Here is a 22,140-nt window from a genome sequence, read left to right on the forward strand (position 1 = left end):
TCTCTTTTTTAAAAATAAAAAATTACCTAATTATTTATTGATCCAGTTGCCATTAGCATCTGCATGTACAGTAGCCTTCTGGTCTCCAACTGTAATTTTTACTACATTACAAAAGACTACTTTTGAATCCATTTCCCGTTTGCATCGGCAAATAAATTCCCTTTTTTATCTCCTTGCGTAACGTCTAATTTGTACTCTTTATTAGCATTTACATAGGCCTTATCTAAAACTGCGTCAGGATATGCTTTTTTTAATGCTTCTGTTATGGCTGCAGGAACTTCTTCTAGTTTAATTTCTGTGTATTCCTCTTGCATATTTACTGTTTGCAATACTTTTTTAGCTTTTAGAACTGGTGTTGCAAAAGTTGAAAAACTGCCCAAAACAATTGCTGCTGATACTATTAACTTTTTCATGGTATTTGTTTTTAAATGTTGTTGTATTTACTTCTTTATCTTATTTCTTAATCCAGTTTCCTAATTCGTCTGCAAAAAGACTTCCTTTTTTGTCCCCAATAGTAATGTCTAGTTTATACTCTTTTTTAGGATTAACATAAGCCTTATCTAAAACTGCTTCAGGATATGCTTTTTTTAATGCTTCTTTTATAGCAGCAGGAACTTCTTCTAATTTAACTTCTGTGTATTCCTCTTGCACATTTACTGTTTGCAATTCTTTATTTGCGCTTTGTACTGGTGTTGCAAAAGTTGATAAACTTCCTAAAACAATAGCTGCTGATACGATTAACTTTTTCATGTGATGTAATATTTAAGATTATATAATTAGTTTTAATACTAATGATAATAGAATAATCATACCAATTTTAAAACACAACTATCCATTATCATAATTGACTATTTTTAAACTAGTTACAAATTTAACACTTATGGCTGTACTGTGTAAAACGAGAAAAAACAATGTAAAACTGTGTAATAAATACACAGTTGGTTAAATTTATTTGAATCCATAACCAAAAAGAACCTTACACTGATGCAAGGTTCTTTTTAAAAAATTATGAGAGTAGCCGAACTAAATAATTTGTATGGTATAAAAAATGCATTCCACTTCTTTAGTTCCTTTTATAAGTCTAAATAGTATAATAACAGTAGTATCAAAAAAATCCCGTCAAAAAAATATTTGACGGGATTTTTATATTGTTCAACAAACAAGTGTTTATTCTGGATCGTTCATTTTAAAAGTATCCATAAAAGCAGTAGTATAATCTCCCGCAATGTATCGTGGATCATCCATCAATTGTCTGTGGAATGGAATGGTAGTTTTTATACCTTCAATTACGAATTCATCTAATGCTCTTCTCATTTTACTAATAGCTTCTTCACGAGATTGAGCAGTAGTAATCAGTTTTGCAATCATTGAATCGTAATTTGGAGGAATTGTATAACCAGAATACACGTGTGTATCTAAGCGTACACCATGTCCGCCTGGCATGTGCAACGTAGTAATTTTTCCTGGTGAAGGACGAAAATCATTATAAGGATCTTCTGCATTAATACGGCACTCAATTGCGTGTAATTGTGGCAAATAATTTTTACCTGAGATAGACACACCGGCAGCCACTAATATTTGCTCACGTATCAAATCATAATCAATTACTTGTTCAGTAATAGGATGCTCAACTTGAATACGCGTATTCATTTCCATAAAGTAGAAGTTACGGTGCTTATCTACTAAGAATTCTACTGTTCCGGCACCCTCATACTTAATAAACTCAGCTGCTTTTACTGCTGCTGCACCCATAGCTTGACGCAATTCGTCAGTCATGAAAGGCGAAGGCGTTTCTTCGGTAAGTTTTTGATGACGTCTTTGAACAGAACAATCTCTTTCAGATAAGTGACATGCTTTACCGTAAGCATCACCTACAACTTGAATTTCGATATGACGTGGTTCTTCGATTAATTTTTCAAGATACATTCCATCATTACCAAATGCTGCAGCCGACTCTTGACGAGCACTTTCCCATGCTTTCAATAAATCCTCTTCTTTCCAAACGGCACGCATTCCTTTTCCTCCACCTCCAGCAGTAGCTTTTAACATAACTGGAAATCCGAACTCTCTTGCTAATTGTAACGCTTGTTCGTACGATTCTAAAATCCCTACAGAACCTGGAACACATGGAACACCTGCTTCAATCATAGTCGATTTAGCAGAAGCTTTGTCTCCCATTCTATCAATCATTTCAGGAGAAGCCCCAATGAATTTTATACCGTGTTCTTGGCATATCTTTGAAAATTTTGAATTTTCAGATAAAAAACCATACCCTGGATGAATTGCATCTGCGTTTGTAATTTCGGCAGCTGCAATAATATTTGACATTTTTAAGTAAGATAAATTACTTGGAGGTGGCCCTATACAAACCGCTTCGTCAGCAAATTTCACATGCAAACTATCAGCATCAGCAGTAGAGTATACTGCAACTGTTTTTATGCCCATTTCTTTACACGTTCTAATAACGCGCAATGCAATCTCACCTCTATTTGCAATTAATATTTTTTTAAACATCTTATTTGAAATTTTAAATGTAAATTTTAAATCTAAGTTTTATTGATTTTCGAAATATTCGATATCAAAAATAATTTTTTAGTTTAAAATTTCTTTATGATGGATCAACTAAAAATAACGGTTGATCAAACTCAACTGGCGACATATCGTCTACCAATATTTTAACGATCTTACCTGAAACTTCAGACTCTATTTCGTTAAATAATTTCATGGCTTCAATTACACATAAAACATCTCCTTTTGCAATTGATTTACCTACTTCAACAAACATAGGTTTGTCTGGTGATGGTTTTCTATAAAAAGTTCCAATAATTGGTGACTTTATAGTAATATAATGTGCATTTTCTACAACTGGAGCTTCTGGAGTTACAGCAACTGGAGCAATTTGCTGTGGTACAACTGCTTGCTGAATTGCTGCTTGAGCTGGCATCTGCTGTACATAAGTAGTCTCAGTTACATTTCCTTCTAAAGTGGTTCTAATGGTAATTTTTACATCATCCATTTCTAATTTAACTTCTGCAACACCTGAATTTGCTACAAACTTGATTAGATTTTGAATTTCTTTTAAATCCATGATTATTTGTTTTTAGTTTAAATTTATTTTTTATCGTATGCCCATTTTAAATAGATAGATCCCCAAGTGAATCCACCACCAAATGCTGCTAATATTATGTTATCACCCTTTTTTAATAAGTGCTCAAAGTCATATAAAACTAAGGGTAAAGTAGCTGACGTGGTATTGCCATATTTCTCAATATTTACAAGTACTTTAGAGTCTTCAAGTTCCATTCTGCTTGCTGTAGCGTCAATAATACGTTTATTTGCTTGATGAGGAACCAACCAATCAACATCAGTATTGGTCAAATTATTTCTTTTTAATATCAATTCACTAGCATCGGCCATGTTAGTAACTGCGTATTTAAAAACAGTTTTACCATCCTGCACAATACTGTGCTTATTGTCTCTTACGGTTTCAAATGATGTAGGGTTAAGTGATCCTCCTGCATCTATCTTTAAAAAATCTCTACCTACTCCATCGCTACGCAAATATTCGTCTTGCAAACCTAATCCTTCATAGTTAGGCTCAAACAATACGGCTCCTGCACCATCACCAAAAATGATACAAGTAGCTCTATCTGTATAATCTACAATTGAGGACATTTTATCAGCACCTATTAACAGTACTTTTTTATATTTTCCTGAGGCTATGTAAGCTGATGCGGTTGACATACCATATAAAAAACTAGAACATGCAGCTTGCAAGTCATATGCAAATGCATTTGTAGCACCTATTTGTGTGGCTACAAAAACTCCAGTTGAAGCTACAGGCATATCTGGTGTAGCTGAGGCCAATATCACCATATCAATTTCAAGAGGATCAATATTAGCTTTTGCTATCAAATCTTGAGCAGCTTTTATAGCTAAAAAAGAGGTTCCTTTATCTGTATCCTTAAGTATTCTTCTCTCTTTAATTCCTGTACGTGAAGTAATCCATTCGTCATTGGTATCAACCATTGTTTCTAATACTTTGTTCGAAAGTACAAAATCAGGTACGTAGGCACCAACAGCGGTTATTGCGGCTGTGATTGTATTCATTGTTGCATTTATTTCAAGTCAAATGTTTCCATTTGAAAATTTTTTAAAAGACGTGAAAATTACAAAAAAATTTTCATTTTTTTCAGAATGTGTTGTTTTATAATTAGCTCTAATTATAATCAACAAAAAAAACTCTCACGATGTGAGAGTTCGAATATCATTTACCGTAATGTATTAAGCAACAGCTACAGATTTATCTATAACAACTTGCCCTCTGTAATACATTTTACCTTCGTGCCAGTATGCTCTGTGGTATAAGTGTGCTTCTCCTGTGATAGGACAAGTTGCAATTTGTGCTACAGTAGCTTTATAATGTGTTCTTCTCTTATCTCTTCTTGTTTTGGAGATTTTTCTCTTAGGATGTGCCATTTTACTATATTATTTATCCGTTAATAGTTGCTTTAATTTGTCCCATCGCGGGTCAATATTTTCTTCTTCTTTAATTTCTTCTTTCTCTTCGCTTACAGCAAGTTTACTTAGTTTTTGCAAAGCTTCTGTTTGCAAAGTACCGTCTTTTACGCCAGGATGAACCCGTCTTAAAGGAACTGACAACACAATCATTTCATAAATATATTGCGCTATATCTATCTCAAACTCTCCGTGAGGAAGTATTAATAACTCCTCATTATCATTGTTAAATTCTTCACCAAAACGAACTATAAGTTTCATTTTTCCTTTTACAGCCAAGTTAAAATCTTCACTGGTCAAGTCACAAGGAACATTTACATATCCTTTGTGTTTAAAACTTAATTCTAGAAATGTACTTTTTTTATCCAAAACTACATTTACTTTGATATTTGAATCTTGATATTCATTGTAATCAAAGATTTCAAAGAACTTATTATCAATTTGATATTCAAAATTATGTTTCCCTAGCTTCAAACCTATAAAAGGTATCAAATATTCTTTCGTGTTCTTCATTTTAACCACAATTTGACCCTAAACTTCGGGAGTGCAAAGATATAAATTTATTGCAAATCTAATAATCTTATTCACTTTTTTTTGTTCACAACTGTTTTTCTTTTATTCTAAGCGGTTTTTTACTGATTTCGGCATATTGATTTCTAGAATGAAACACATCAATAGCTAAATAAACCGCCTCTTTAAATGAATTGAAATCAGCAATACCTTTACCCGCGATTTCATAAGCCGTCCCGTGATCTGGCGAAGTTCTAATTTTATGCAAACCTGCTGTATAATTTACTCCTTTGCCAAAAGACAATGTTTTAAAAGGTATCAATCCTTGATCATGATAGGTTGCTATTATAGCGTCGTATTTTTCGTATTGATTACTTCCAAAAAAACCATCTGCTGAAAAAGGCCCAAAAACAAGTGTTCCTTTATCAAATATTTTTTTTAAAACCGGTTTCAAAACTAAATTTTCCTCATTCCCTATCACTCCACCATCGCCACAGTGAGGATTTAGTCCCAACACAGCAATTTTCGGCTTATTAATACTAAAATCTTGAATTAAAGATTGCTTGATTGTTTCTATCTTTCTAACAATTAACTCCTCAGTGAGATGCGATGCAACTTCACTTAAAGGAATATGATCTGTAAGCAAACCTACTCTCAAATTATCTTGAACCATCAACATCAATGCATTTCCCTCTAATTCTTGATCCAAGTAATCTGTATGTCCCGGAAATACAAAATCTTCCGATTGTATATTAGATTTGTTAATAGGAGCAGTTACTAACACATCAATTCCACCTTCCTTTAGCGCTGTTGTGGCTGCTACAAAAGACTTAATTGCATACTCTCCTGCTTTAACATCAGATTTGCCAAGATTTAACTCTACTCCTTCCTTCCAAACATTTAAAACATTAACTTTACCATGAACAAGTTGGTCTAACTTGTCTATTCCGTGCAACAATGATGTAGATTGAAATGTTTTTTTAATAAAAGTTAACATTTTTACATTTGCAAAAATAACTGGAGTACACATTTCTAACATTCGAGAATCCTCAAATGTTTTCAAAACTACCTCGCTTCCAATACCGTTTAAATCTCCTATAGAAATCCCTACAATTATATTTTCTGCATTTTTCACCATGACTACCGTTATTTATTGCTAATTTTGAACTGCAAATTTAGTAAAATAAAACAAGAAATGTTTACAGGAATTATAGAAACACTTGGTACTATCCAAGAAATACAAAAAGAGAATTCTAATGTGCATATTACCATCAGTTCCTCTATAACAAACGAACTTAAAATAGACCAAAGCGTAGCACATAACGGCGTATGCCTGACAGTAGTAGCCATACAAGATGACCGCTACACAGTGACTGCCATAGATGAAACTTTACAAAAAACCAACCTATCTCACTGGAGTGCAAATGATATTGTAAACCTGGAACGCGCTATGAAGCTTGGTGATAGGCTTGACGGACATATTGTACAAGGACATGTTGACCAAGTAGGAACTTGCATTCAAGCCGATGAAACGAACGGGAGCTGGAAATACACGTTTGAATACGACAGTAATTTGAATAATATAACAATCGAAAAAGGATCTATTACTGTAAACGGAGTAAGTTTAACCGTAGTAGATTCACAAAAAGATAGATTTAGCGTCGCTATTATCCCATATACTTATGAGCATACCAACTTCAACACTTTTACAGTTGGCACTAAAGTAAATTTAGAATTTGATGTTATTGGTAAATACGTATCCCGGCTTCACAGCACAAAATAACACCCACAAAAAAAACCTTTAGCTTCCTAAAGGTTTTTTTGTGTTATAAATAATGAGATAAATCCCTAAAAAAACAGCTAATATCATAACCACATAAACACAGTCATCAATTGGAAATACAGGTGGCGGCGCACCTGGCGGAGGTGGTGGTGGCGGTTGTGCTTTTGCAAAAATTACAAAAGCAAAAGTCAACACAAACGAAAGGTGGTATTTATTTGATAGTTGTTTCATGTCGACACAAAAATAAATAAAATTAACGACACAAAAAAGAAATTTAACCGGATTAACTTGTTTTTTATCAATAACATGCCTAGTTATTACTATTATAACAAAATCTTACTAAAACAAGAATTACGCTAAATCTAAATCTATAACTTTTGCAGCTAGACAATCTCTTTTAAAAGTCTACAACAAGTAACAACTATACAAACAAACATTTTATATACTACTTTAACTTCAGGATTTAAAATGAAACAGACATCACCATAAATCTCTAACACATCTTGGAAATAAAAAAGCCTTACAAACAGAATGTTTATAAGGCTTTTTAAACTTAAAGAGTGGTCCCACCTGGGCTCGAACCAGGGACCACCTGATTATGAGTCAGGTGCTCTAACCAGCTGAGCTATAGGACCGGTTATGAGGTTGCAATATTACTACTATTTTTTAATTGCTACAAATAAATTTGACATAGTTTTTTACTCTTTTATAAAAAAAAATTCAAAGCAATCCGAATGCATTGAATACTAACGACCTACACTACATAGCATTTAAAATCATACGATCTCTTGACACAGTTCAATCAAAACTCCATTTGTGCTTTTGGGATGCAAAAACACAACTAGCTTATTATCAGCTCCTTTTTTCGGAGTTTCATTAAGGACCACAAAGCCTTCTTGCTTTAATCGAACAATTTCTGACTCAATATCTGCTACATCAAAAGCAATATGATGAATCCCTTCACCTTTTTTCTCTAAAAACTTAGCTATTGGACTATCCGGATGAGTTGCAGCTAGTAATTCAATCTTATTGGGTCCGCTCTGAAAAAAAGAAGTAGTGACACCCTCGCTCAGAACTTCTTCAAATTTATAAGCTGGTGCTCCAAACAATTTTTCAAAAACCAAGTTAGATACCTCTAAATCTTTTACAGCAATTCCTATGTGTTCTATTTTTCTCATGAATAAATTTATTTATATTTTAAAACAACCTGTTTTTTGACTAAGCAGCCAATTATGTAAAATTAGTATTTATATTCGTAGACCAAAATTATCACTAATCTATTGCAGCTACTATTGATAATAAATCCTTAAAATATTTCGAAAGCATAAATTATAGTCGTTATTTTGTAAACTGAAATCAGAATTTACCATGTTGAAAAACAATCTCAAATATACTTTTTTTCTCTTTTTAATAATCTTAGCGAGTTGTGCAAAAAGAGGCACTATTACTGGTGGTCTAAAAGATACCATTGCGCCAATTCTTAAGGTAAGTTTCCCTAAAAATTTTAGCACCAATTTCACTGGAAACAAGATTCAGTTGGTATTTGACGAGAATATTAAATTGAAAAACTTAAATAAGCAACTTATCATTTCTCCTCCCATGAAAAATGAACCGCTTATTATACCTACCACACCCACAAAAACGATAACAATTACGCTCAAAGATACTTTACAACCCAATACTACTTACAGTCTCAATTTCGGACAGAGTATTGCAGATAATAATGAAGAGAACCCACTAAACCAGTTTAAATATGTGTTCTCTACAGGAGCAACAATTGATTCTTTGCAACTAGGAGGAACCATAAAAAGTGCTCTTGATAAAGAAGTGGAGCCTTTCGTTTCGGTTATGCTGTATGAAGTAAACGAAAAATTTAATGACTCTGTAATTTACAAGGAAAATCCAAGATACATCACAAATACTCTTGATAGTTTGAAAAGTTTCAAATTAGAAAACCTTAAAGCTGGGAAATATTTACTTGTAGCGCTTAAGGACTACAATAACAATAATAAATTTGACCCTAAGAAAGACAAGATTGGGTTTGTAAAAGAATTTATATCTGTACCAAACGATACGCTTTATGAACTCGAAATCTTCAAAGAAAAGCTACCATTTAAGGCTATTAGACCAGTACAAGCTGCCGGCAACAAACTCATAATGGGTTATGAGGGAACAATGGACAACCCTAAAGATTTACCTAAATTAACATTAAAAGATAATGCTACCGAAATAAATCACTTGGTTACAAAATTTCCAAAAAAGGATTCACTCCAAATATGGTATAAACCTATTAAAACAGATTCCTTGAAGTTATTTGTAAAAAAAGATAAGTATGAAACTAAATTTTCCTTTAAAATTAAGGATCAAAAAAAGGACACTTTAAATGTGACGCCACTACAAATGGGCGACTTGAAATTCAGAGAGCAGTTTACTCTTGAAGCTAGTACGCCATTAATTAATATTGTAAACGAAAAAATAACTTTATTGGATAAAAACAAAAAATCGATTCCATTTAAAACTGAGTATGATGAATACAATCAACGCTTGTATTTTGACTTTAAAAAAGAACCTTCAGAAAACTACGTGATGACGGTTTTACCAGAAGCTTTTACTGATTTTTTTGAAAAAAAGAATGACACCTTAACCTTTAAATTCAGTACTAGAAACACCTCTGATTATGGAAATCTAAGCGTAAACCTTCAAAAAGTTAAAAGTTATCCTGTACTTATTGAGTTAACAAATGCAAAAGGTGATGTACTAGCCTCTGAATATACTACAGAAAACAGCACTATCAATTTCAATTTAATAGAACCCGCACAATATACGCTTAGAGCCACTTATGACTCCAATAAAAACGGCAAGTGGGATCCAGGAGACTACCTTAATAAACTCCAAGCCGAAGAAGTAATATACTTTTCTAAAGAAATAGATGTTCGTGCCAATTGGGATGTAAATCAACTCTTTGATTTAGGTATTCCGTACACCCCCGAAATTAAAAAGAAAGAAACAAACAAAAAATAACCTTAGTTATCTATTATTTCAAATACGTCTCGATCATTAAGAAAACCTAGTTTTTGTCTTGTTTCAACTAACTTTTCCTTATTTAATGTTACGACAAAAGAACCTTCAATTTGGGTAGGCTCTTGTAAATAATGACCTAAAAAATCTACGGCTTGGGAATGCCCTACGTATTCATACCCATTTCCATCAGTTCCTAATCTGTTAACTCCTATAACATAACACATATTCTCAACAGCTCGCGCCTGAAGTAAAATATCCCAAGCATTTACCCTTGTTTTTGGCCAGCTGGCAACATAAACTAATAAGTCATAATCCTCTGTATTTCTAGAAAAAACTGGGAAACGCAAATCATAACAAATTAAAGGACAAATTTTCCAACCTAGATATTCAATAATACACTTTTCTTTACCTGAAATATAAGCAATGTTTTCACCAGACAATGTAAACAAATGTTTCTTATCATAATATTCGACCTTTCCAGAAGGCGCAACAAAAACGAACCTGTTAAAAAACTGATCTCCCTCTGTGATCACGAGACTACCCATAAAAGCACAATTTCTATTGGAAGCAAGTTGTTTTAACCAAGTTAAGGTTTCACCCTGCATGCCTTCAGCAACACGTTCAGGATTCATGGTAAAACCACTAGTAAACATCTCTGGCAAGACTATTATTTGTACATCAAGTTGTATTTCATTGATTTTGGATTCAAAATATACACGATTTTCCTTTGGATTTTCCCATAACAACGGAGCTTGAATAAAGGCTATTTTCATTTTTTTCTAATTTTCTATAAAAATAACAATTCTATACGTACCGTAACTTCCTTACATTAGCAAAAAAAACTAAAACATGAAAAAAATATTCGTTGCCATTTTGCTTTTAACTCAGTTAATACTGCAAGCACAAGAAAAAATGGGCGCGCAACAATTTTGGGAAAACCTACAAAAACATTGTGGAAAGTCGTTTGAAGGAGAAATCAAAGAAAGTGCTTCTAATGATACTTTTAGGGATAAAAAACTAGTAATGCATGTTAGAAGCTGCACCAAAAACACCATTAAAATTCCGTTTTTTGTTGGCGAAGACAAATCAAGAACTTGGGTTTTAACGTTTGAAAACGACAGAATTAAACTTAAACACGATCACAGACACGAGGATGGAACTGAAGATAAAGTGACACAGTACGGCGGGACGAGTCCAAATTCAGGCAGTGCTAGTATTCAATTTTTTCCAGCAGATCAAGAAACATTAAATTTAATTCCGAACGCCGCAACTAATGTCTGGTGGATTACAATTGATGAGACCTCGTTTACCTATAACTTAAGACGCATAGGTTCTGACAGATTGTTTACGGTAAAATTTGATTTAACAAAAGCAGTAGCAACACCCACTGCTCCATGGGGATGGAAAGACTAGAACACTTTTTAAACCTAACATTTAGACCAAAAAAAACGCATTCAACTTTGAGATTGAATGCGTTTTTTATAATTATGAATTTTTTGTCCTAAGACTCTAATTTTTAAGACTAACTAATTATCCTTTTAAGCTAGCCGATAAATATTCTCTATTCATTCTGGCAATGTTTTCAAGAGAAATTCCTTTTGGGCATTCAACTTCACACGCTCCAGTATTAGTACAGTTACCAAAACCTTCAGCATCCATTTGAGCAACCATGTTCATTACACGATCAGCCGCCTCAACTTTACCTTGTGGCAATAATGCATATTGTGATACTTTTGCCGATACGAAAAGCATAGCAGATGAGTTTTTACAACTTGCTACACAAGCTCCACAACCAATACAAGTAGCAGCATCAAATGCTCTATCTGCATCGTGCTTAGGAATCAAAATTGCATTAGCATCTGTTGGTTTTCCTGAAGTATTTACAGATACAAATCCACCTGCGTGTTGAATTCTATCAAAAGCACTTCTGTCAACAACTAAATCTTTAATTACTGGAAAAGCTTTGGCTCTAAACGGCTCTATAAAAATAGTATCACCGTCTTTAAACATTCTCATGTGTAATTGACAAGTAGGTACACGTCTGTCTGGACCATGCGCTTCACCATTGATATACAAAGAACATGAACCGCAAATACCTTCGCGACAATCATGATCAAAAGATACTGGTAAATCTCCTTTGTTAATTAAGCCTTCGTTAAGCACATCAAGCATCTCTAGGAAAGACATATCTTCCTCAATGCCATCTAATGGATACTCAACGATTTTACCTTCTGCTTTGGCGTTGGCTTGACGCCATATTTTTAATGTAAGTTTCATATTTTCTTTCGTTTGAAAGTCTTAGAATCAAAAAGTGGTAATACCATCATTTTTATCTCGGACTGATTCCTATTTATAACTACGCGTTACTAGTTTAACATTGTCATAGACTAAAGGTTCCTTGTGAAGTATAGCCTCACTTGGTTTACCCATGTATTCCCATGCTGCAACATAAGCATAGTTCTCATCATCTCGTTGTGCTTCACCATCCTCAGATTGGTATTCTTCACGGAAGTGACCTCCACAAGATTCATTACGGTGCAATGCATCTTTAGCAAACAACTCTCCTAATTCTAAGAAATCAGCAACACGACCAGCTTTGTCAAGCTCTTGATTGAAACTGTATGCATCTCCAGGAACTTTTACATCTCTGTAAAATTCTTCTCTTAATGCTGCAATTTCTTCAATTGCCTCTGTTAATCCTTTCGCATTACGAGCCATACCCACTTTGTTCCACATGATTTTTCCAAGTTTCTTATGGAAATAATCAACAGAATGCGTACCGTTGTTATTGATAAACTGATCAATACGTGCTTTTACATTTTTCTCAGCTTCAACAAATTCAGGTAAATCAGTAGAAATTTTTCCTGTTTTAATGTCTGGTGCTAAGTAATCACCAATTGTGTATGGCAATACAAAATACCCATCAGCTAGACCTTGCATTAAAGCAGAAGCTCCAAGACGGTTCGCTCCGTGATCAGAGAAGTTAGCTTCTCCAATACTGAAACAACCTGGAATTGTAGTTTGTAAGTTATAATCAACCCAAATACCACCCATAGTATAGTGTACTGCTGGATAAATCATCATTGGAGTTGTGTATGGATCCTCATCAACGATTTTCTCATACATTTGGAATAAGTTTCCGTATTTATTAGCTACAATAGCAGCTCCTAATTTTGTTACTAACGCTTTGTCATTGGCATCAAAACCTTTAACATAAGCTTGTTCTTTACCATAACGCTCAATTGCTGCAGCAAAATCTAAGTAAACTGCTTCACCAGTTTTGTTCACACCAAAACCAGCATCACATCTTTCTTTAGCAGCACGCGAAGCGATATCTCTAGGTACCAAGTTACCAAAAGCTGGGTAACGACGCTCTAAATAATAATCTCTGTCAGCTTCAGCGATTTGTGTCGGTTTCAATTTACCTTCACGAATAGCTTGTGCATCTTCTAATTTTGCAGGAACCCAAATACGTCCATCATTACGTAATGATTCAGACATCAAAGTTAATTTAGACTGGTGATCTCCAGAAACTGGGATACAAGTTGGGTGAATTTGTGTGTAACATGGATTAGCAAAGTAAGCTCCTTTTTTGTGTACTTTCCAAGCTGCAGTAGCATTACTACCCATGGCATAAGTTGACAAGAAAAATACGTTACCATATCCTCCCGAAGCAATTACAACTGCGTGTGCAGAGTGACGCTCTAGCTCACCTGTTACCAAGTTACGAGCAATAATTCCTCTTGCTTTACCATCAACAAGAACTAAATCTTGCATTTCATGACGTGTGTATGATTTTATCTTACCACGACCAATTTGACGGTTCATAGCAGAGTAAGCTCCTAATAATAATTGCTGTCCTGTTTGTCCTTTTGCGTAAAAAGTTCTAGCTACTAATGTTCCACCAAAAGAACGGTTGTCTAACAATCCTCCATATTCACGTGCCAATGGAACACCTTGCATAACACACTGGTCAATAATATTTACAGAAACCTCAGCAAGTCTGTGAACGTTTGCTTCTCTTGAGCGGTAATCTCCTCCTTTTACCGTATCGTAAAACAAACGGAAAGTAGAGTCACCATCACCTTGATAGTTTTTTGCTGCGTTGATACCACCTTGTGCAGCAATAGAGTGCGCACGACGAGGTGAATCTTGAAAACAAAAAGTTTTAACGTTATATCCTAATTCAGCTAAAGTTGCAGCGGCAGAACCACCGGCAAGACCAGTACCTACAACAATAATATCAATATTACGTTTGTTAGCTGGGTTAACTAAATTGATGTGATTTTTATAATTTGTCCATTTGTCCGCTATTGGACCATTTGGTATTTTTGAATCTAAAGCCATTTATAATTTAATATTAATGATTAAAATGATGAAATAATGCAATGAAAATAAAGCCTACAGGAACTACAATTGCAAAAGCATATCCCAATTTGTGTAATGATCTAGAGTATTTATTGTTGAACCCTACAGATTGAAACGAAGAGTTGAAACCGTGCCACAAGTGTAATGCTAACAATACAAATGAAAAACAATAAATAGCAGTACGAATAGGATCAACAAATTTGTGTTGCAACTCACCAAAATAACGAGTCTCATCAAGTGGATTTACCTCTACATACTTGTAAACCATTTCTGGAATCCAAAAATCATAAAAGTGTAAAAGCATGAAAGCTAATACAACAGCTCCAGAAATAATCATGTTACGTGATGCCCATGATGAGCTAGCTGCACCATTATTTTTTACATATTTAATAGGTCTTGCACTTTTATTCTGAAGATCTAAAACGATACCCATAATAAAGTGAAAAATAACACCTATAATAAGAATAGGTTGAATAACAAACTGCACCAACGGGTTATTTCCCATAAAATGAGAAATAGAGTTAAAAGTATCAGGACTAAAAACCGAGGTACTGTTTATAAAAAAATGTTGTGCTAAAAATAAAATTAAGAAAAGTCCAGAAAGCGCCATAGCTACTTTTTTTGCAATCGATGACTTTAATAATGAAGATTTTGCCATAAGAATTTAGTTGTATTAATTTAAAAAATCATACAAAAATAGGGCAATTAGAAATGAACTACAACCTTTTCGCTATAATTTATAATCATTTTAAAGTGTTACATCACAAAACCAAATAAACCTATATAAATCAAGACCTAGAACACTACAAAAGAAGAATTTCGTTAGACAAAACTAAAGAATTTAAAAATCTTTACGAATCAAACAAAAACATAATTCTTAAAAATAACAATGTTTTTTATGACATCAATAATTTGCCTAAATCAAAAATTTAAATTTACTAAAAATAGACCGAAGGCAGTTTTAAAAACACAAAATAAAAAAAGATTAGCGAGCTTATTTCTAATTTTATAGTCAAAATAATTTAAAATGAAAATCGGAATCGATGCCATCACTTTTGATGTTGCAAAAATACATTTATCCATTGGCGCATTGGCAAAAGCCAGAAATATTGACCCTGAAAAACTGCAAAAAGGACTTGGATTAGAAAAAATGACTCTTCCGGATGTACACCAAGATGTAGTAGTTTTTGGAGCCAATGCCTTGACCAAGTTAATCCTTGACCACAACATAAATCTAAATGAAATAGCCAGAATTTACGTTGGTAGCGAGAGTAGTATTGACAACTCAAAACCTATTAGTTCATTCTTAATTTCATTGATGGAACAAAAATTTGGAGAAAACACTTTGTCAGAATGCGATGTGGTTGATTTTACTTTTGCCTGTATTGGCGGTGTAGATGCGATGCAAAATTGTATGGATTTTATTCGACTCAACCCAACTAAAAAGGCCATTGTTGTAACGACTGATTTTGCCAAATACGATTTGAACTCTACCGGAGAATACACTCAAGGTGCGGGAGCTATTGCCTTATTAATAACCTCAAACCCCAGAATTATCGCTTTTGGAGAGGCTTGGGCAACAAGTACCAAAGGTGTTTTTGACTTTTTTAAACCTTACAGAACATTAGCAAAAACTGCTATAACTAGAAACGAAGCAAACGAAGCTTGGTTTGATAATTTAGAAAGCGAAATAGAAATCCACAAGGATCAACCTGTTTTTGACGGTCAGTATTCCAATCAATGTTACATGGATAGAACCCGAGATGCTTATTTTTCGTTCAAGAAATTAAAAAAAACGTCTCAAACGGTTTATAACACCTGGACCAGCATTGTCATGCACTTACCTTACGCATATCAAGGCCGCAGAATGCTTAGTGAAATTTATGCTTTGGATGCCTCCAATAATACTTTATCAGGAACAGAAGAAACTACAGTTTACCAAAACAAACTGAAAGAAATCAGCAAAAGTGAAGCCTACATAGAATTTGTTTCTAAAAAATTAAAGCCTGCCGAACTAGCTTCGTCATTGATAGGAAATCTTTATACAGGCTCTATTTTTATGGGCTTATTGTCAACATTAGCTCATTTTTACGATTCTAAAAAAGAAATTTCTGGAAGTGTATTTGGTTTTCTAGCCTATGGAAGTGGCTCGAAATCAAAAGTATTTGAAGGAACCATTCAAGCCGAATGGAAAGAAGCACTAGAGCGTGTATCCTTATTTGAAACCCTCGAAAAAAGCTTTGAAATTGACTTTAAAACTTACGAAAAACTCCATAAAAAAGAACAACACCAAAGCGTTTGTAGCCCAAAAAACGAATGGATTTTAGATCGTATTGAAAGCGAAAATCCCAACTTACTTGGGGCTCGTTATTATAAATGGGTGGAGTAATAAAATTTTTAACATATTGAATTTTCAATACAAGTTTATTACAAAAGAAAAGGCTGTCTCCAATTTTTGATGACAGTCTTTTTTACAACCTAAATCTCATTTTTTATATTTTTAATTACAATTCCCGCCACAATCTTGTGCGTTTTGATAATCCTCTGGAGTAAAAGTAAATGTCACAGTGGTACCGCTTTTACAAAATGGGCTGTTAAATAATGGGTTTTGGTCACATATTTTACCATCATAAAAATCGTATTTTTGAAATTTAAGATTTTCATAATTTACAACAATTAAATCTCCATTAAAAAAAACTGCAAAATCATACCCTGATGGAGGTAAATTATCTTGAAATGTTTTAGTTAAACTTTGTCCATTATTTAAAACCATAACAATTGGGATGTCTCTTTTTGGATAAGTACTTCTGTATGAACTAATCTTAATATTTTTCCCACTTTTATTTTCAATAGTATATTTGTAAAATTTACCGCTTCCTTGATCTGTGCAGCTTAAAAGCAGCAACGACACTAAATAAATATAGAGTAATTTTTTCATAATCTTAATCTTGCCAGTTGTTAAACAATTCATTTAAGGAAATTTCAGTTGGGTTATTGTATCTGTTTTTGATATTGTCGCGCCATTGCCACCAAGATTTTGCACCAACTAAAGAAACTTATTCTTTTCTTAAATTAAAACAACCCTTTCATAATTAGTTACTCTGAAAGGGTTTGAGTGTTATTAATTACAATTCCCACCGCAATCTTGTGCATTTTGATAATCCTCGGGGGTTATGGTATACACTTCTGTTTCCTCGTCATTAAACTTTGAATTAAATGGATTTCGATTATTTTCTGCATATTTAATATTAATACCAATATTTGAAATAGACGGACAAGTTGTACATTGCTCAGAATAGATACTGAAAATATTGATTTTTGCACTATCGTACACGAAAGCTATATAATCAGATTTAAGTAGATTACCCATTGAATAACCCGCACCGCCGGGGGGAGTGTATCTGTATTTTTTATTTATTTTAGCACCTTGATTAAGTATAATAGCATTTTTCAAATCTTTCTCTCCATTTAAAAAAGGAATTAAAATTACTGTTTTTCCTGAATCATTTACAATCGTATAATCATAATCTATTACACTCCCTGGCTCACAACCGGAAATAATTATAATTGCAGAAATTAACATGAGTAGTTTTTTCATAATTTTAGTCTTGCCAGTTATTAAATAATTCGTCTAAGTGAATTTCAGTTGGGTTATTGTATCTGTTTTTGATATTGTCACGCCATTGACTCCAGTAACCAGCACCAATTAAAGCAACTTATTCTTTTTTTAAATTAAAACAACCCTTTCAGAATTAGTTACTCTGAAAGGGTTTGAGTGTTATTAATTACAATTCCCGCTACAATCTTGTGCATTTTGATAATCCTCCGGGGTTATGGTATACACTTCGGTTTCCTCATCATTAAACTCAGACCTAAAAATATTTCTAGATTCTGTGCATCCTTCAACTCCAGTTGAAGTAAACTTACAGTTGGAATAAAGTGTTTTTTTACTTAGATTAAAAATAAATTCAATTTTAGTTAAAGAAATATTTCTATCTCTAGTTATTACCTCTGCCATATCCAAAAAATGAGGTGCTGGATAATAAACAAATCTTTTTAGACTGATTTTTTCATTATTTGAAAGAACAACTTTTTTTGACAAATCTCGCATGCCGTCAGTACCATAAGGCACAATCACCACTGTAACACCCGAATTATTAAAAATTGAATAATCATAGTTTTTACTATCTTCACTTACACAACACCAAAAACAAAATGGTATCAGTATCCAAATAATTAATTTTTTCATGATCTTGTTTTGTTAAATTAGTCTTGCCAGTTATTAAATAATTCGTCTAAGTGAATTTCAGTTGGGTTATCGTATTTGTTTTTGATATTGTCACGCCATTCAATCCAAGAACTGGAACCAATTAAAACAACTTATTCTTTTCTTAAATTAAAACAACCCTTTCAGAATTAGTTACTCTAAAAGGGTTTGAGTGTTATTAATTACAATTCCCACCGCAATCTTGTGCATTTTGAAAATCCTCGGGGGTTATGGTATACACTTCTGTTTGCTCTGCACTAAAAACTGGATTAAAAATGTTTCTAGCTTGATTAAAACATTGATTTGTTGCTGTACATTCTTGATAAACCACCTTTTTTTTGTTATCAAAAACAACCTCAATATGCGTTAAATTATTTTGAATTTTAGAGCTTGTAAAAGCAATATATTCCATTCTAGGCCCACCGCCATAAGGCGGCGTATCCGTGAATTGATATTTAATATCAGCCAGATTCTTTACAATTACCTTGTTACTTATATCCTTTACTCCATTGTAAAAAGGTATCATTTCTATAACAACTCCAGAATTATTACTAATGCGATAATTATAATTTCTATCTCCTCCTTGATCTGTACAACTTGTTGCCAATAAAACAACAATGATTATTGATACAATTTTTTTCATAATCTTAATCTTGCCAGTTATTAAATAATTCGTCTAAGTGAATTTCAGTTGGGTTATCGTATCTGTTTTTAATATTGTCACGCCATTCAATCCAAGAACTGGAACCAATTAAAACAACTTATTCTTTTCTTAAATTAAAACAACCCTTTCAGAATTAGTTACTCTAAAAGGGTTTGAGTGTTATTAATTACAATTCCCGCCGCAATCTTGTGCATTTTGAAAATCCTCTGGAGTGATGGTATAAACTTCGGTTTGCTCTGCACTAAAAACTGGATTAAAAATGTTTCTAGCTTGATTAAAACATTGATTTGTTGCTGTACATTCTTGATAAATTACCTTTTTTATGCCATCAAAAATAATTTCAACATGAGTCAAACTACCTATTGTAGTTTTACTAAAAAGATTGCTCATATTATACCCTTTAGCACCTGGAGGATAATAAATATACTTTTTGTTAAATTTTTCGTTTTGCTGCAAAGTTATTGCGTTCTGAACCTCTTTAACTCCTCCAATGTAAGGTATTAAAACTACTTTCTTTCCTGAATCATTTACAATCGTATAATCATAATCTATTACACTCCCTGGCTCACAACCGGAAATAATTATAATTGCAGAAATTAACATGAGTAGTTTTTTCATAATTTTAGTCTTGCCAGTTATTAAATAGTTCATCTAAGGAAATTTCAGTTGGGTTATTGTATCTGTTTTTGATATTGTCACGCCATTGACTCCTGTAACCAGCACCAATTAAAACAACTTATTCTTTTCTTAAATTAAAACAACCCTTTCAGAATTAGCTACACTAAAAGGGTTTGAGTGTTATTAATTACAATTCCCACCGCAATCTTGTGCATTTTGAAAATCCTCTGGAGTGATGGTATAAACTTCTGTTTGCTCATTATTAAATTCAGGTCTAAAAATATTTCTAGGTAAAGAATTACAATTAGAAGTTACAGAACATTCTTCGTAAATTATTTTTTTTGAGTTTTTGAAAACAAATTCTAAGTGTGTAACATTCCCAATTGTATTTGACTTAAAAATACCACTCATCGATAAACCACCTGAATACGGTGCATAGTCTGTATATTTCTTATTAAAATTCCCTCCATTTTGTATAGTAACTTTATTGCTTGTTTCTTTTACTCCATTTATATATGGAATCACTTCCACAATATAACCAGAATTATTAACAACCGAATAATCATATTTTTTTTCTTCACTACTCTCAGGTCCACAACCAAGCAAACCAAGAAGAATTATTATTATTAGCTTTTTCATAAGTTATTTTACCAATTATTAAACAATTCGTCTAAATAAATTTCTGTTGGATTATCGTATTTGTTTTTGATATTGTCACGCCATCGCAAACAAGATTTTGCACCAACTAAAGCAACTTATTCATTTCTTAAATTAAAACAACCCTTTCAGAATTAGTTACTCTGCAAGGGTTTGAGTGTTATTAATTACAATTTCCACCGCAATCTTGTGCATTTTGAAAATCCTCAGGGGTTATGGTGTAAACTTCTGTTTGATCTGCACTAAAAACTGGATTAAAAATGTTTCTAGCTTGATTAAAACATTGATTTGTTGCTGTACATTCTTGATAAACCACCTTCTTTGCCGTATTGAAAATAATTTCTAAATGTGTTACGGATCCTGGTGCTTTTGTCAAATTTTGCAACAAACTTGACATATTATAACCTCCAGCACCATAAGCAGTATACTTTTTATTATAAACTTGATTGTTCTGCAATATCATTCGATCGTCCATTTTTTTTACACCATCTACATAAGGAATAAGTTCAACATTAACTCCCGAGGTATTAATAATAGAATAGTCGTACGACTTTTCAGTATCAGGCACACAGGACCATACACTGAAGAGTATTATTATTATTAACTTTTTCATAATTTTACCAATTATTAAATAATTCATCTAAGTAAATTTCTGTTGGATTGTTATATCTGTTTTTAATATTGTCACGCCATTGCAACCAAGATTTTGCACCAACTAGTGCAAACTCTAATTGGGTTAAAGTATACCCACTTACTCTATCAATAGGGAATTCTTCTGTGCCATAAATTAATCTTTGATTAAAATCATCCATCATATCAAAACCAACTGATGTGTAAAATCGATTGGCAGTAATTCGCCGATCTTGATAATTATTGAAACGTAAGTCTCTGTAAACAGTATAAGTTGGATTTATAAATCGCACATTGTACCGTTGCAAAGTCATTACAATTTCAACGGTTGTTGCCCATGTTTCAAGCAACCGTCTGTTATTATCTCCCGTTGGACCTGGATGATCACAACTCTCAGCAGATGGAGCACAAGGACTTGTATAAGCATCCCAAACTACGTTATTATAAGAACCGAAATCTACTTCTCTATGTGCTGCATGAGCAAGTTCGTGTATTGTTGTACCATAAACTTTATCTGCAGGACTACTCCATTCTCTTAACGATATTTGTGCACCAAGCCAAATCTCTCTTACTTTTACAGTCGAAGATTTATCATTCACTTCTCTTGCAGCAATTTTCATCTGCCTTTTCCAAAAACCATTCCTAGGTGGAGAAGTTAAACCAAGCCTATTACCATAATAATAATCATGTGATGCTTGATGTATTAAAGCGTGGTACTTATCATCACTATCGCCTGAACCATTATTGATGGTATAATTCCAAGCTTCGTCCTTTTTCATGGGACCTCTTAATTCCGCTTGAAATAAAGCACCATTACGTATACTGTAATCATAACGTTCCCATTGAATAATGTACCGTGCACTTCCTCTCACAGAGCTTGTTTTAAAGTAGCCGTTTTCATCGGTAATGGCGTGCCTCACGGTAAAGCCTTGTCTTATTAAAACTTTTGCACCAACAACTGGTACGTTTCTACCTGCTACTTCATCAAAAATTGAAATAGTCCCACTAGGCCACCATCTAGTTCCAAAAATTAATCGATTAGCAGGTGTTTTGTCAGCCTTTCCTTGATACTCATTACCCGTTAATCTATAAGCCTCTTCCAAT

General features: G+C 33.3%; 26 protein-coding genes and 1 tRNA gene. 4 read left to right on the top strand and 23 right to left on the bottom strand.

Translation table 11 applies throughout. From position 1 onward, the window contains the following. Nucleotides 1-116: 116 nt before the first annotated feature. The 8 genes from DNC80_RS04850 to pdxA all read right to left on the bottom strand — a co-directional run bounded on the left by DNC80_RS04850 (nucleotide 117) and on the right by pdxA (nucleotide 6,166). A complete protein-coding gene (locus tag DNC80_RS04850; protein WP_182649690.1) occupies nucleotides 117-413 on the bottom strand; it encodes a hypothetical protein in 297 nt (98 codons plus the stop codon). Nucleotides 414-453: 40 nt separating this feature from the next. Continuing rightward, nucleotides 454-750 (bottom strand): hypothetical protein, encoded by a 297-nt coding sequence (locus DNC80_RS04855; protein ID WP_182649692.1) that lies wholly within the window; start codon nucleotides 748-750, stop codon nucleotides 454-456. A gap of 417 nt (nucleotides 751-1,167) precedes the next feature. After that, nucleotides 1,168-2,514, bottom strand: a complete 1,347-nt coding sequence (gene accC, locus DNC80_RS04860; RefSeq protein WP_182649694.1) for an acetyl-CoA carboxylase biotin carboxylase subunit — start codon at nucleotides 2,512-2,514, stop codon at nucleotides 1,168-1,170. Between the two features lie 94 nt (nucleotides 2,515-2,608). Further along, nucleotides 2,609-3,088 carry an acetyl-CoA carboxylase biotin carboxyl carrier protein gene (gene accB / locus DNC80_RS04865; protein WP_182649696.1) on the bottom strand — a complete coding sequence of 160 codons (480 nt, stop codon included), beginning with the start codon at nucleotides 3,086-3,088 and terminating at the stop codon, nucleotides 2,609-2,611. Nucleotides 3,089-3,111: 23 nt separating this feature from the next. After that, complete coding sequence (locus DNC80_RS04870; RefSeq protein ID WP_182649698.1) at nucleotides 3,112-4,110, bottom strand: beta-ketoacyl-ACP synthase III; 999 nt, start codon at nucleotides 4,108-4,110, stop codon at nucleotides 3,112-3,114. A 174-nt stretch (nucleotides 4,111-4,284) separates the two neighbouring features. Continuing rightward, nucleotides 4,285-4,479, bottom strand: a complete 195-nt coding sequence (gene rpmF, locus DNC80_RS04875; protein WP_007137315.1) for a 50S ribosomal protein L32 — start codon at nucleotides 4,477-4,479, stop codon at nucleotides 4,285-4,287. Nucleotides 4,480-4,488: 9 nt separating this feature from the next. Continuing rightward, nucleotides 4,489-5,031 (bottom strand): DUF177 domain-containing protein, encoded by a 543-nt coding sequence (locus DNC80_RS04880; RefSeq protein WP_182649700.1) that lies wholly within the window; start codon nucleotides 5,029-5,031, stop codon nucleotides 4,489-4,491. An 85-nt stretch (nucleotides 5,032-5,116) separates the two neighbouring features. Beyond that, a complete protein-coding gene (gene pdxA, locus DNC80_RS04885) occupies nucleotides 5,117-6,166 on the bottom strand; it encodes a 4-hydroxythreonine-4-phosphate dehydrogenase PdxA (RefSeq protein ID WP_182649702.1) in 1,050 nt (349 codons plus the stop codon). A gap of 57 nt (nucleotides 6,167-6,223) precedes the next feature. Between pdxA and DNC80_RS04890 the strand changes: the two genes are divergently transcribed. Next, a complete protein-coding gene (locus DNC80_RS04890; protein ID WP_182649704.1) occupies nucleotides 6,224-6,811 on the top strand; it encodes a riboflavin synthase in 588 nt (195 codons plus the stop codon). 18 nt (nucleotides 6,812-6,829) lie between these two features. Here the strand turns inward: DNC80_RS04890 and DNC80_RS04895 are convergent, their stop codons facing one another. From DNC80_RS04895 to mce, 3 genes are all read right to left on the bottom strand, one after another. Further along, entirely contained in the window at nucleotides 6,830-7,042 is a 213-nt protein-coding gene (locus DNC80_RS04895) for a hypothetical protein (protein ID WP_182649706.1), read from the bottom strand. A 330-nt stretch (nucleotides 7,043-7,372) separates the two neighbouring features. Beyond that, nucleotides 7,373-7,446, bottom strand: a tRNA-Ile gene (locus tag DNC80_RS04900). Between the two features lie 141 nt (nucleotides 7,447-7,587). Then, entirely contained in the window at nucleotides 7,588-7,989 is a 402-nt protein-coding gene (gene mce / locus DNC80_RS04905; RefSeq protein ID WP_182649708.1) for a methylmalonyl-CoA epimerase, read from the bottom strand. A gap of 190 nt (nucleotides 7,990-8,179) precedes the next feature. Here mce and DNC80_RS04910 point away from each other — a divergent pair, with 190 nt between their 5' ends. Beyond that, nucleotides 8,180-9,832 (top strand): Ig-like domain-containing protein, encoded by a 1,653-nt coding sequence (locus DNC80_RS04910; RefSeq protein WP_182649710.1) that lies wholly within the window; start codon nucleotides 8,180-8,182, stop codon nucleotides 9,830-9,832. 2 nt (nucleotides 9,833-9,834) lie between these two features. Here the strand turns inward: DNC80_RS04910 and DNC80_RS04915 are convergent, their stop codons facing one another. Beyond that, nucleotides 9,835-10,605 (bottom strand): nitrilase family protein, encoded by a 771-nt coding sequence (locus tag DNC80_RS04915; protein ID WP_182649712.1) that lies wholly within the window; start codon nucleotides 10,603-10,605, stop codon nucleotides 9,835-9,837. A gap of 76 nt (nucleotides 10,606-10,681) precedes the next feature. Between DNC80_RS04915 and DNC80_RS04920 the strand changes: the two genes are divergently transcribed. Further along, the gene (locus DNC80_RS04920; protein WP_182649714.1) at nucleotides 10,682-11,245 is read left to right on the top strand and encodes a hypothetical protein; all 564 of its coding nucleotides are present in this window, start codon (nucleotides 10,682-10,684) and stop codon (nucleotides 11,243-11,245) included. Nucleotides 11,246-11,362: 117 nt separating this feature from the next. Here DNC80_RS04920 and DNC80_RS04925 read toward each other — a convergent pair whose 3' ends face one another. The 3 genes from DNC80_RS04925 to DNC80_RS04935 all read right to left on the bottom strand — a co-directional run bounded on the left by DNC80_RS04925 (nucleotide 11,363) and on the right by DNC80_RS04935 (nucleotide 14,858). After that, entirely contained in the window at nucleotides 11,363-12,109 is a 747-nt protein-coding gene (locus tag DNC80_RS04925; protein WP_182649716.1) for a succinate dehydrogenase/fumarate reductase iron-sulfur subunit, read from the bottom strand. Nucleotides 12,110-12,178: 69 nt separating this feature from the next. Continuing rightward, entirely contained in the window at nucleotides 12,179-14,179 is a 2,001-nt protein-coding gene (locus DNC80_RS04930) for a fumarate reductase/succinate dehydrogenase flavoprotein subunit (RefSeq protein ID WP_144890490.1), read from the bottom strand. Between the two features lie 13 nt (nucleotides 14,180-14,192). Further along, entirely contained in the window at nucleotides 14,193-14,858 is a 666-nt protein-coding gene (locus tag DNC80_RS04935; RefSeq protein ID WP_182649719.1) for a succinate dehydrogenase cytochrome b subunit, read from the bottom strand. A 369-nt stretch (nucleotides 14,859-15,227) separates the two neighbouring features. Here DNC80_RS04935 and DNC80_RS04940 point away from each other — a divergent pair, with 369 nt between their 5' ends. Further along, nucleotides 15,228-16,589, top strand: coding sequence for a hydroxymethylglutaryl-CoA synthase family protein (locus DNC80_RS04940; RefSeq protein WP_182649720.1), 1,362 nt, complete (start codon nucleotides 15,228-15,230; stop codon nucleotides 16,587-16,589). Nucleotides 16,590-16,700: 111 nt separating this feature from the next. On the opposite strand, the gene DNC80_RS04945 is transcribed toward DNC80_RS04940, so the two are convergent. The 8 genes from DNC80_RS04945 to DNC80_RS04980 form a co-directional block, all read right to left on the bottom strand. Further along, nucleotides 16,701-17,138, bottom strand: a complete 438-nt coding sequence (locus tag DNC80_RS04945; RefSeq protein ID WP_182649723.1) for a hypothetical protein — start codon at nucleotides 17,136-17,138, stop codon at nucleotides 16,701-16,703. A 183-nt stretch (nucleotides 17,139-17,321) separates the two neighbouring features. Continuing rightward, nucleotides 17,322-17,798, bottom strand: coding sequence for a hypothetical protein (locus DNC80_RS04950; RefSeq protein WP_182649724.1), 477 nt, complete (start codon nucleotides 17,796-17,798; stop codon nucleotides 17,322-17,324). A gap of 183 nt (nucleotides 17,799-17,981) precedes the next feature. Then, nucleotides 17,982-18,449, bottom strand: coding sequence for a hypothetical protein (locus DNC80_RS04955; protein ID WP_182649727.1), 468 nt, complete (start codon nucleotides 18,447-18,449; stop codon nucleotides 17,982-17,984). A 196-nt stretch (nucleotides 18,450-18,645) separates the two neighbouring features. After that, nucleotides 18,646-19,110 carry a hypothetical protein gene (locus DNC80_RS04960; protein WP_182649729.1) on the bottom strand — a complete coding sequence of 155 codons (465 nt, stop codon included), beginning with the start codon at nucleotides 19,108-19,110 and terminating at the stop codon, nucleotides 18,646-18,648. A gap of 183 nt (nucleotides 19,111-19,293) precedes the next feature. Further along, nucleotides 19,294-19,749 (bottom strand): hypothetical protein, encoded by a 456-nt coding sequence (locus DNC80_RS04965; RefSeq protein ID WP_182649730.1) that lies wholly within the window; start codon nucleotides 19,747-19,749, stop codon nucleotides 19,294-19,296. Nucleotides 19,750-19,932: 183 nt separating this feature from the next. After that, a complete protein-coding gene (locus DNC80_RS04970; RefSeq protein WP_182649733.1) occupies nucleotides 19,933-20,388 on the bottom strand; it encodes a hypothetical protein in 456 nt (151 codons plus the stop codon). A gap of 181 nt (nucleotides 20,389-20,569) precedes the next feature. Further along, the gene (locus tag DNC80_RS04975; RefSeq protein ID WP_182649735.1) at nucleotides 20,570-21,019 is read right to left on the bottom strand and encodes a hypothetical protein; all 450 of its coding nucleotides are present in this window, start codon (nucleotides 21,017-21,019) and stop codon (nucleotides 20,570-20,572) included. Between the two features lie 4 nt (nucleotides 21,020-21,023). Continuing rightward, nucleotides 21,024-22,139, bottom strand: coding sequence for a hypothetical protein (locus tag DNC80_RS04980; protein WP_182649737.1), 1,116 nt, complete (start codon nucleotides 22,137-22,139; stop codon nucleotides 21,024-21,026). Between the last annotated feature and the right edge of the window lies 1 nt (nucleotide 22,140).

Origin of the sequence: Flavobacterium sp. SOK18b (assembly GCF_014156605.1) — a bacterium.
In the GTDB taxonomy this organism is placed as follows: Bacteria; Bacteroidota; Bacteroidia; order Flavobacteriales; family Flavobacteriaceae; genus Flavobacterium; species Flavobacterium tiangeerense.